A 10,769-nucleotide genomic window follows, 5' to 3' on the forward strand; every position below is an offset into this window, starting at 1 on the left:
GAAGATAACGCTTGCCAAATAGGGGGCATCCACACACGCCCCGGGTTTACCGGAGGACAATTCTCCGAGAGTTTTGCCCTCCGGTAAACCGGGGCGGTTCAGCCGGCCTATCACGCGGAATTCCTGAAGCAGTCGTGCAGGCCCGGCGCGGCATATTTCAGGAGGGAGGCCTCAATGCGGCCGGTCGTGGTGTTGCCCAGGTCGCTACCGGTTCGATGTAAGCATCATGTCACGACCGCCGGAGCCGAGGCTTTGTAAAGAGTCAGCCCTCGTTCTTTGTAACCATCACCAGATCAACCGGGCCATCTTGTTAGGTTGTGCAACCAAGACCTTCATCTTGGGTTTGTGCGCCAGCATGTTTGACAGCTGGCTGCCCACCACAATTGCGCGCAGCCCAAGCCAGCCCAGTCACGGCATCCCTCTCGCTAAAAGCCCTCAATGTAGCGTAGCACAACCGGTCCAATCGTCACAATCAATAGGGCTGGCATCATTAGGCCAGCCATAACTGCCGACATGTATACCGGCAGCTTGTTCGCCTTTTCCTGCGCCGCAATTTCACGCCGTTGGCGCATTTCACGGGAGTAAGCAAGCAGGGCTTGGCTGAGGCTTGTACCGAACCGAAAAGACTGTAGCACCACATTCACAAAGGCATGCGCCTCGCTGATCATCAGCCGCTCAGCCATCGCCTGATACGCCTTTTCACGATCCTGCCCGGCATAAATCTCCTGCTGTGCAACTTTGAAATTGGCGCTAAGATCTGGGGCTGCCATGGACAATTCATCCGCTACGCGGGCAAGTGCCGCATCAAAGCCAAGCCCAGACTCAACTGATATCTGGATCAGGTCCAGCGCATTTGGAAAGGATTTTTCTATTCTGTCGCGCCGCTCGGCTGCCCGCGCCGATAACCAGATGGCGGGACTGAAAAAGCCGACCAGAATGAATATCGCACAGCCGATCAGAAGTTGGGCGGAGTCCACTTCCCCCAACTGCCCTCTGATTGCATCAGGAAGAGGTAACGACTCGCGCAGAATAACAATAGCAGTCAGCAACACCGGCAGGAGGAGTCCCACGCCGGTCCGCAATGTGAAGTAGAGGAGTACCGCATTCGGCCCGTCAAACCCTGCATCCGCAAGATCGCGGCGCAACTTGTTGCGTTCCGCCTTCTTGGTCGGCATGAAAGCTTTGCCAAAGCCGTTGGGATCACGCTCTGGTTCGATCATGATATCTGCGGGCGCATCTATCGCCTGCAAACGCCGTGATATCTGATTTGTACTTTTCCCTCGCATCGTGGACACGATCGCAAGGAAGACCAGAAATGTTCCGATCAGCAATCCAGCCAGCGCGATATGGCGGGGATCGGCCCCGAAGTTTTCTGCAATTTGATTGATTGTGGCAAGCATGACCCAATTCCTTTGCAGCTAGATTCGAAAATTGACGAGTTTGAACAGGATCAATGCATTGAGTATGACAAGACCCACCGCCGCCACCGCGAGCGGAATGAACAGCGGATAGTCCATCACGCCGCCATAATATTCTGGCGTGATGATCGAGTTCAGACCGAAGATCACAAAGGGCAGCCCCGAGAGGATCATGGCCGAGATCCTTCCTTCGGCGGACATCGCCTTGATTTTGCGCCGCATCATGACACGCCCACGAATGACCTGGGCTAGGACATTCAAAACCTGACCCAGATTGCCGCCGGTTCCGTGCTGGATAGAAATGCTTGCCGCAAGGTACTGAAAATCTTCTGTCGGTACGCGCTCTGCCAGTTTGCGCACCGCTGTCACCACGTCATCGCCATAGCTGACCTGGTCGACAATAATGCCAAATTCCGACCCGATCGGGTCGGGCATGGTGTCTGCGACGGTGGCGATTGATGTGTTCAACGGGTGCCCTGCCTTCAAGCCGCGTGCCATCAAATCAAGCGCGTCAGGAAGTTGGGCCACCAGCGCGTTGCGGCGCTTGGTTCGGGCGGCCCTGAGCAGAAGAAACGGCAACACAATGCAAATTGCGACAGCGAGGGCAATTGCCTGAAACAGTCCGATCACGGCTTTGAAAGCCACCGCGATGAGGGCCGCTGACAAGACAGCAGCACCAGCGAAAAGCCATGGGCGCGGTGGCAAACCTGCATCGAGCAGCAAGCCTTGCAACATGAATCCTTGCAGCGAACCGTTGGAATGGCGTTTAGGAGCCAGAATCGCGAGCCGTTCGGCTTGGCTGGTGCCTGCGCAAACCATCTTCATCCGCCTTGATCGCGCCTCTGTTGTCGTTTCGCGGCGTGATAAAACCTGCCGTATGCCTTCTACCAGAAGAAGCACCCCGATGAATATCCCGATAAACAAAAGCAGGTTGGGATCTATGCGAGAAAGAAAATCTGCCATGCGCCTATCCTCCTGCCATAAAGGCATCTGATGAAATGTTCACGCCAGATTCCAACAGGCGTTCAGCGCATTTTGGTCTGATGCCAGTCGCTACGAATTCGCCGATCACATCACCATTTTCTGCCCGGCCGCGCTGTTTGAACTGGAAAATATCCTGCATGGTGATGACATCGCCTTCCATGCCAGTGATCTCGGAAATCGACATGATCCGGCGCCGACCATCGGCAAGACGCGCGAGTTGCAAAACGATTTCCAAGCCAGAAGCGACCTGCCGCCGCACCGCCGAGATCGGTATTTCTCCCCCCATGATCACGACCATCTGCTCGAGCCGAGAAAGTGCATCCCGCGCAGTGTTTGCATGGATTGTGGTCATCGACCCATCGTGCCCGGTATTCATCGCCTGAAGCATATCGAAGGCTTCAGACCCACGCACCTCACCAACGATGATCCGGTCGGGGCGCATCCGTAATGCATTTCGCACAAGGTCGCGCTGGGTGATAGCGGATGATCCTTCGATGCTTGCCGGGCGCGTCTCCAAGCGAACAACGTGATCCTGTTTAAGCTGAAGTTCGGCGGCATCCTCGATGGTGACAATGCGCTGTGTCGGATCGATAAAGGCTGACAATGCATTCAGCATGGTTGTCTTGCCCGAACCTGTCCCGCCAGAGATAAGCAGGTTCACCCGTGCCTCGACCAGCCCGCGCAGCAACTCTTTGGAACTGGGCGTCAGCGTCCCAGTTTCTACCAGACGGTCGAGTGTCAGCGGGTCGCGCGAGAATTTCCGGATCGAGAGCGTGGGGCCGTCGATAGCACAAGGACGCACAATCGCGTTGACACGACTGCCATCCTTGAGCCGTGCATCTACCCAAGGCTGGCTTTCATCGACCCTTCGGCCAATACCACTTACAATCTTGTCGATGATCCGCATCAGATGACGCTCATCCCGGAACTGAACTGGCACTTTTTCAAGCTTGCCATAGCGCTCTACGTACACATTTTTGTGCGAGTTTACCAAAACGTCGGCGACACTTGGGTCTGCAAGCAGAGGCTCTAACGGGCCGAGCCCCAGCACCTCATCAATCAACTCTTCCGTCAGGATATCGGCGTCATCGGCACGCATGGGATGGTTTTCGCTTGCAAGAAAATCATTGACCAGCCCTGCAATCTCACGCTTGAGCGCGGAACGCTCGACCCGGTCCAGCACAGCGAGATTGACACGCCCCAAAATTTCCTCATGCAGGCGAGACTTGAGATCGAGATGCGCGCGCAAGGTGTCATCAATCGCGGTGAATATGCTTTCAGGCTCTGGCAGCGAAGCCTGTAAAGAGATGTCCTGCTTGCGTTTATCCGCAGTTCCGGGCGATGCGGCCATAACGCCATTTGGAACAGGCTTGTGACGGACCTTTTCTCGGCGCCGCTGCAAATCGAACTCTTTAAACATTATACCTGATCCTTTTTGCCAATATTCGGAGCTTTGACAGACAGTTCTATGTCGCGTGCGAGGATCCGCACCGCGCGCGACCATGGACAGCGCGGCGACATTTCTACCAATGGTTCACCCCGGTCGAGCGCCTGCCGAGACAGCCTTGTTTCATCAGGTAACCAGTGGCGCAGCGACCCTCCAAGAGCGCTGGCGACATTCCGGTGCAACTCGCGTTGAAAAAGAGGCTTACGCTCTCGTGAGACGACGATATCGACTTTCAGCTCTGGGTTGTCTTCGCGCATCAGATCAATAAGTCTTCGGGCGCTGGTCACAGATGGGACTGCAAGGTCGGTAATCATCAAAAGTCGATCCGCACGCTGCAGCAAAGGCTCCAGCCAATAGACAAGCGCTGGTGGTAGATCGACCACAACATAATCGTTTTGCGCCATTAGCCCGTCGATGATCGCCCCGACACGCAGTCCATCAAGCGCGTCCAGCGGAATAGCTTTTTGCGGCGCAGGAAGTATTTTCAGCCCGCTTTGATGCGTTATAAGGGCGTTGCGAACCGCTTGCGCATCTGGTTCATCTGCCATCCTCGCCAGTGCCAGCAGGCCACCGCGATCTTCGACGTCGAGAATGCTGCCCGCAGTGCCAAACTGGAGATCAAGATCCACCAGCGCGACCCGTCGCTGCGGTGATGCGGAAAACAGGCCACGCCGGTCCTGAAGCTCAATCGCAAGGTTTACGGCCAGTGAAGTAGCGCCCATTCCACCACGCGAGCGCGCGACAAGGATCAACCTGCTGTTGGGAGGCACCCATGTCACTGGTAAATTGTGTTTCTGCACTGCCGGCGCCCCGTATGTTGCCGTTTCTGGTGCAGGTGCAGGTGTGTCGTTTAAGGCAATTACCGAAGCGGCGGCGGACGCATCGTCCGGATATTTCTGCACCGAGGCATCGAACGAGCGCGCCTGATCGCGCAGCAAAAGCGGCGGTTCACTCGGGTCAGGCGGTGGCTTCAAGTCCGCGGGCCTAGTCGATGCGTCATTCTCTTCCACATGTTCCAGTCGGTCTTTCATGACCTCGCATGACGGCAAGATATCGCCCAACGGTGCGGCGTCCCCATTCTTGCCTGCCGATGCCTTTTCGGAAGACTGGAATACGTAAGTGACATTCATAGTATCTTTCCTTTCGTAAATCCAAATGACCACGCGTATTCTGGCGCTTCACAATCCGTTCTTCATGTCTTCGCCGGGCAATGAGACGCTCATGCTCGGCAGAGTGATGTTTGTGGCATTCCCCCAGAGCGGCACAACGAAGTTGAAATCGACCTCTGCAAACTCGACCGTGACCATCGGGATATACGGCCCCCCCAGAAACCCGAGGTTCGGGTCATGCGTGTAGCGGAAACGAATATCCTCAATTCCGGTATTTGGCGGCATCAGGGGCCGGATGGCGTTGAAGATTTCTGCCGCAGTGGGATGACTGGCGTCACCGGGGCAGGTCAGCTCGGGACGCGTCGCGCAGATGCCTGTTCCGGCACGACACAGGGTTCCAAAATTGGCGCTTGTGGTCGTGCCGCGCTCATTGGTCGTGGGCACCCCGGGGCAAACCGGGTCGCGCACAGCGGCAATGCGCGCGGCAATCTGGTTGGCTTTATTTGCGCTGACTATGGCGAAGCCCAGCCGCCCGAAATCGATGATCCCAAACAGCAGCACAAGGAACAGCAAGATCACCAACGAATATTCAACAAGCCCTGCACCGGATTCCGCGCGCAGGAAACGGCGAACCGGATAAGGGCAGCGATGGGGGCGGGGGCGCGGGGTCATAGGCCGTAAATCCTTGCTTGCTCAACAACAGAGGTGTTGATCGTGCCCCACCCGTCACCGCCCGCCAGCCGGAACACAGCCGTCATGGGGAATTGCATGGTCAGGTTGGCCGTGACCGTCACAACCGGCACGACAGCCTGCCTCAGCTCAACATTAAACGGAGTTGTTTTTGTATTGGTACAGTTGAGTGTCGCCGTCACTCCGGTCACGGTTATACCAGCGGGGAATATGGCGCCGCCATTGATCGAGGTGGTGACCATGCGGACAAGATCTGCGTCTGAGATATCAAGCGTTCCGGTTGACGGTATGCAAATGTTGTCGCGCTCTGTGCGCGCGACATAGCGTGTCGCGTCACGAACCCCGGCGACAGCAGCCTGAAACGACCACAGCAGACGCATCGACTCGATCATTCCGAAGGCGAGGATCAGGATCAGCGGCAGGCTGATGCCAAACTCCACCAGCGCGGCACCGGACTGGCTGCGGCGGAATTTGCGGATATGGGGATAAAGCGCGCGCATCTGGCTCACCGATACAACTGGATGACTTCGCGGTAGATGCCGGACGCAGCCCCTGACCCGCTTCCAACACCGCCGACAGATTCCACCACCTCGACAAGGATGTCACCATTTCCGTCGCCACCCATCTCCTGAACCGGCTCGGTCATGAAAACTCGGACATATTCCAGCGGCGTTACTTTGCTCTTTCCTGTAAATTCATCTGACTCGCAGTCGACTGCCGCAGCGATGATCGTCCGGCGCGCGGGGTCCAACAGCGCGCGCTGGGCCGGGGTTTTTGCATCCCTGTGGTTTCCCGGCAGGCCGACACCCTCATATCCGGCAGCTGTCAGGGGCCAGTCATCATTCATCCGTGCCCGTGCCGTGTCAATTTCGGCTAGGTACAGGTCATAGCGGGTCATTTTGTCACGAGACGGCCGATCCTGTGCATTCGGGTCGCCTTGCAACGGCCACTCGTTATTATGGTAAAGCGCAAGATAACTGTTCAGGCCAGTGCGATCCCAGTCATTATTTCCGAACCGGCAGGTTCCGGCTTCAATACAAATGTCCCTGGGCAGGCTTGGTGCATCCACACTGGCCTTGCCACTGCTTGGTTCCCAGATGTCGGAGAGGACATTTGGTGCAGGGCGATAAAACGGGTTGTTCTGCTGGGAATTCAACGCCCCTGCGTATATGTCAAAGCGGGTATTAAATGCTCTCGCAAGGCCCTGACGTTGGCCTGTCAGCGTGTCGACCCCTGCATCAGTGCGGATGCACTGGGTGATCGCGCTTTCGGCACCTACGAGGCAGCGATACAAATTTGCCCCTGACTGATTGCTGCAAGCACCATCGGGGTCTACGTCCAACGAGGCCGGGTCAAGAAAGCCGAAATTACCGGGCTGCCAGAATGCTTTTGTTCTGTCCTGTTCATCGTCTTTGTTTTTTGGCTCTTTTCCGCCCGTGCGCAGAAGGATTTGCTGGCCGGTATTGGCCGATGCGCTCCATCCTGAGGGAATGCAGAAAAACAGTGGCGTAATATCACAGGCATAGGCTGCGGCACCGGCCACAGCGGTGGCACCCACTTGCGCTTGGGCATTTGCGCCAGCCCGACCGACCAGCGTGGCGTTGATCGCCGCGAACGGGGTTTGCACATTGCGCTGGTTCACGCTCACTTGCACGAAGCGCGCGCGTGTGGGGTCGGTTGTTGTGGCCGTGGCGGGGTCGCGGTCATCTGCGGGCAGGGCTGACAGGAAAGTTAGCGTATATGCCCCTTGCCCGCTCATCATCGCGCCCCCATCGCCAAAGGTTTGGCTGCGGCTGATCAATCCGTTTGCCGCCGCGGTTGCGCGGGTAATCGCGCCGGAACGGCCATCCAGTTCGCCCGCAGCAGCCAAAGCCACCTGGTCGGCGAAGGATTGCAGCTCGGATTGGGTGTTGGCGACGCGGCCAATGTCGAAGGTCAGCGCCGCAAAGCCGAAGGCCACGGCCAGAAACAGCGCCCAGAAGACTAGGATGCCCCCGTCCTCGTCGCGGGTGAAAGCGCGCTTGGGGCGGGCAGGCAGCGCGAGGGGGGGGCGGTCTTGGGACATGGCATCCTCCGTGAGGGGTATATTCCGAATGGGCGGGGCCGCTTAGCGCAGGGTGATTTCCTGCCTTTCGCTGGTGCCACGGTTCAAAATGACAGTTCTGGCGCGAGGGGCAGGTGGCGGGGCGGGGGCTTCGGCCACAACCTCTTCCAGAGCGGGTTCCATCTCTACGGGTTTGGGCATTTCCGGCAGCAGATCACTCAGCCGCAACCGCTCGACCGGCAGGGTGTCATCTGTATCGGCGGTGCGCAGCGCAAGGCTTAGGGTGCCCGCGCGCTGGCTGAGGGCCAGAACCTGCCCTTGTTCGGCGGTCACCTCGACGGTGACAGTGCGGGCCACGCGCGGGTCGTCTCGCAATTCATCCGACATCTGGTCAACCCCGATCACGCGGATATTGCGCAGGATCGTGTCAGTCACCAGTTCATCGCGCACCGTGCGGGTCAGCAGCAGATCGACATAATCGCCGGGGGTCACAAACCCCCCGACTGAAGTTACGTCATCGACACGGATCGCCACGGCGCGGCTATTGGGGCTAAGCGTTTGTGAAATTGTCACGCGGCCCCCGAAATCGGACACTTTACCGCTCAGGATCACTTCGCCCGGCACCATGCTGCGGCTGGCGCGGCGGGGTTCCTGCCCGCTGGCGGGCAAAAGGGCTTCGCGGTCCAGAAAGGCACCTGTGGGCACCGCATCGCGCGGCCATGGCGTGATACGCAGCATGTGGTGCTGGATAATATCGCCGCGATTGATCTCGCTGGCGGCGGTGACGATCTGCACCATCGAGGCGGCGCGTTCGGCATTGGCTTCGGCTTGCGGCGCCATGATCATTTCGCGCGCCAGTTGGGCCGAGCCACCGGCAACGCCGAGACCGACAAGGGCCATGAGGATGGAAGAGAGGCGCATGGGACAGGCTCCGGTGGGAGGTGGGGGATGGGGTGGTCACCCGGCGGTGGGCCGGGTGACTGATGTTCTACAGTATTAATCGCCTTACCGCGCAGTGACGCCACTGCCGTCGACTGCAGCGGCACCCGCGCGAGCCGCACCTGTCGCGGTCTCTGCTCCGGTAAAGAGCGCTGATGTATCCTGAGCAACAAGGAGCAGCGCACCTGTGCCAACGAGAATAACAACCAGCAGCGCGATCCCGTATTCCACCAACGCAGCACCGCTTTCGCAGCGGACGAATTTCTTGAGAAGTGTTTTCATATCTGTACTCCATTTCAGGTTTCATGGCCCCGGGGTAAAGCTGGGGTCCGGTTCAAACTGCCCCGGGGCGTGCCGGGGGGCGGCGTTCGGAAGCAATCTGCCCCGAATACAGATAAGGTTAGCGGCATCCCGCCCGCCCCACATCGTCACGATGGATGAGAAAAAACGCATAGGAATTGTTTATCGAGACAAAAAAACAACCTTAGCGTGTATAAAATACTAGAACTCAAGCGCCCGCACCCAGATACGAGTCGCATAGGTCCCTGCCCCATCAGGCGATTCTCCGCTCATGGGTTTGCAGCTCGCAACACGACGCCCACCCCGGATAGCGCGCTGATCCGGCCTGGCTTCTCGCTGCTCAGTGGGGCAATAGCGCTCGTCATATTCCCGGGAACGAAGACCGAGCGGCGCCTACAGCCCAAACCCCTTGCGCCCCCCTACCCCGCAGGTAAAGCCACGCGCACCGGCACGCGGTCAACGCGGCAACGCAGAGCGCCGCCTCCCGTTGACCCCATTCTTGGCAGAGATTATTTTTCGCACCTTTCGGTAGCAAAACAGGAACTTAGGCTTTTATAACATTTCATTTCAATCAGATCGGCCGGGTTCGATCATCCGCACGGGTGGATTTTTATAAATGATGTGTTGGTGTTTTCGTCTGTCGGCACCGCCCTTGCACGACAACTCTTGCCCTTGCTGGCGGGAGTGAACCGAGTGCCTAAACGGTCTAGGAACCATGGCTGCGAGCAGAAAAATTTCAATACGCACGCAAAGGGCATTTGAATGTCAGTGTCCACATATCGATCAGAACGCCCCGCACTGCCTTATTCCGTCGATTTGAAACATTTCGCACGTTTCGGGATGCAGCTGACCGAGGCTTTGCACACATCAAACGGATTGCGCGCGGCCAGAGTGATTTTTCCGCGCTGGCCCAAGCCCGTGTGGTGCATACGTACCGGATGTGTCTTGACAGCGGGCGGCGCCAGACAATTGCCACAGTTGACTTCGACCTTTGGTCCGCGTGCCGCCCCTTGATCAGGGAACTTGATCAGACACTGGTGCCAGAGGATCTGCGCTATGTGCAGCTGGGCACATTATGGACGCTGAGCGAGCTGGACCCGCCGCGGTGCGACAGTTTGGACACGCGCGCGCGGCTCTGGATGGAGGATAGGGGCTTTCGCAAGGCAGGTCTTGTCCTTGTGGGGCGCCAAGGCCGCACGATCGACGAGATGGAAATCTACAGCTTTGTTGAAACCAGAGGTCGGCTGCGGACCGATTACGCGCTGCTCGCATCAGTTTGCGCGAAAGCTTGGGGACGAAGGCCCAGGGGACGGGTGTCCAGTTGGTTGCGCGCAGCCCCAAAACCATCCCGCGTTCAGACGGCCAGAACAAGGATGCGCCACTATCACCGGCAAACCCCTAGAAACTGACAGCGGCAGAGGTGCGGATATGCACAATGATCCGCGAAGGAAGCGACACTGCCGATATTGTCGCGCGGACCGGCAACAGCATAGCAACTGTCCCAACGCATTTGCGCAACATCTATGCGAAGGCGCAAATAACCGTGCAGGTTGCTTTGGTTAGGCATTTGAATGGTCGAGACCATTCATATGGCAGAGCCCGCACTGCACAAAGCGCCTACATGTCGTATACTTTTCGGCCCGTTTCTGCGCGCACGTCAAAGCTCGTCATGTCGAGTTGTGCATCACGCATACAACAGCAGTTCCTGACGTAGGGCTCTGCGCATTCTCAGTCAACGGGAGAGGTATGTTAACTGGCCGCTTTCGCGAGTGTCTGCAGGTGCAGCGCCGCGACAACACAGGCGGCTTTCCGCCCGACGCGTCACGCGGCACCCTTGC

General features: G+C 57.9%; 10 protein-coding genes. 1 reads left to right on the top strand and 9 read right to left on the bottom strand.

The features are described from left to right. Window positions 1-425: 425 nt before the first annotated feature. From BG455_RS08615 to BG455_RS08655, 9 genes are all read right to left on the bottom strand, one after another. Window positions 426-1,400, bottom strand: coding sequence for a type II secretion system F family protein (locus tag BG455_RS08615; protein ID WP_071469591.1), 975 nt, complete (start codon window positions 1,398-1,400; stop codon window positions 426-428). 18 nt (window positions 1,401-1,418) lie between these two features. Further along, window positions 1,419-2,381, bottom strand: a complete 963-nt coding sequence (locus tag BG455_RS08620) for a type II secretion system F family protein (protein ID WP_071469592.1) — start codon at window positions 2,379-2,381, stop codon at window positions 1,419-1,421. A 4-nt stretch (window positions 2,382-2,385) separates the two neighbouring features. Beyond that, on the bottom strand, window positions 2,386-3,822 hold the full coding sequence (locus tag BG455_RS08625; RefSeq protein WP_245735503.1) for a TadA family conjugal transfer-associated ATPase: 1,437 nt from the start codon (window positions 3,820-3,822) through the stop codon (window positions 2,386-2,388). Beyond that, window positions 3,822-4,979 (bottom strand): CpaE/TadZ family protein, encoded by a 1,158-nt coding sequence (locus BG455_RS08630; RefSeq protein ID WP_071469593.1) that lies wholly within the window; start codon window positions 4,977-4,979, stop codon window positions 3,822-3,824. The genes BG455_RS08625 and BG455_RS08630 overlap by 1 nt, the downstream gene beginning before the upstream one ends. Window positions 4,980-5,027: 48 nt before the next feature. Further along, window positions 5,028-5,630, bottom strand: a complete 603-nt coding sequence (locus tag BG455_RS08635; RefSeq protein ID WP_071469594.1) for a TadE/TadG family type IV pilus assembly protein — start codon at window positions 5,628-5,630, stop codon at window positions 5,028-5,030. After that, window positions 5,627-6,148, bottom strand: coding sequence for a TadE/TadG family type IV pilus assembly protein (locus BG455_RS08640; protein WP_071469595.1), 522 nt, complete (start codon window positions 6,146-6,148; stop codon window positions 5,627-5,629). The genes BG455_RS08635 and BG455_RS08640 overlap by 4 nt, the downstream gene beginning before the upstream one ends. 5 nt (window positions 6,149-6,153) lie before the next feature. Beyond that, complete coding sequence (locus BG455_RS08645; RefSeq protein ID WP_071469596.1) at window positions 6,154-7,713, bottom strand: pilus assembly protein TadG-related protein; 1,560 nt, start codon at window positions 7,711-7,713, stop codon at window positions 6,154-6,156. A gap of 42 nt (window positions 7,714-7,755) precedes the next feature. Next, window positions 7,756-8,613 (bottom strand): Flp pilus assembly protein CpaB, encoded by an 858-nt coding sequence (gene cpaB, locus BG455_RS08650; protein ID WP_071469597.1) that lies wholly within the window; start codon window positions 8,611-8,613, stop codon window positions 7,756-7,758. Between the two features lie 84 nt (window positions 8,614-8,697). Then, entirely contained in the window at window positions 8,698-8,913 is a 216-nt protein-coding gene (locus BG455_RS08655) for a Flp family type IVb pilin (RefSeq protein ID WP_071469598.1), read from the bottom strand. 1,423 nt (window positions 8,914-10,336) lie between these two features. Here BG455_RS08655 and BG455_RS17690 point away from each other — a divergent pair. Continuing rightward, on the top strand, window positions 10,337-10,645 hold the full coding sequence (locus BG455_RS17690) for a helix-turn-helix transcriptional regulator (RefSeq protein ID WP_425438722.1): 309 nt from the start codon (window positions 10,337-10,339) through the stop codon (window positions 10,643-10,645). Window positions 10,646-10,769 lie beyond the last annotated feature (124 nt).

Source organism: Roseinatronobacter thiooxidans, assembly GCF_001870675.1.
GTDB classification, from domain to species: domain Bacteria; phylum Pseudomonadota; class Alphaproteobacteria; order Rhodobacterales; family Rhodobacteraceae; genus Roseinatronobacter; species Roseinatronobacter thiooxidans.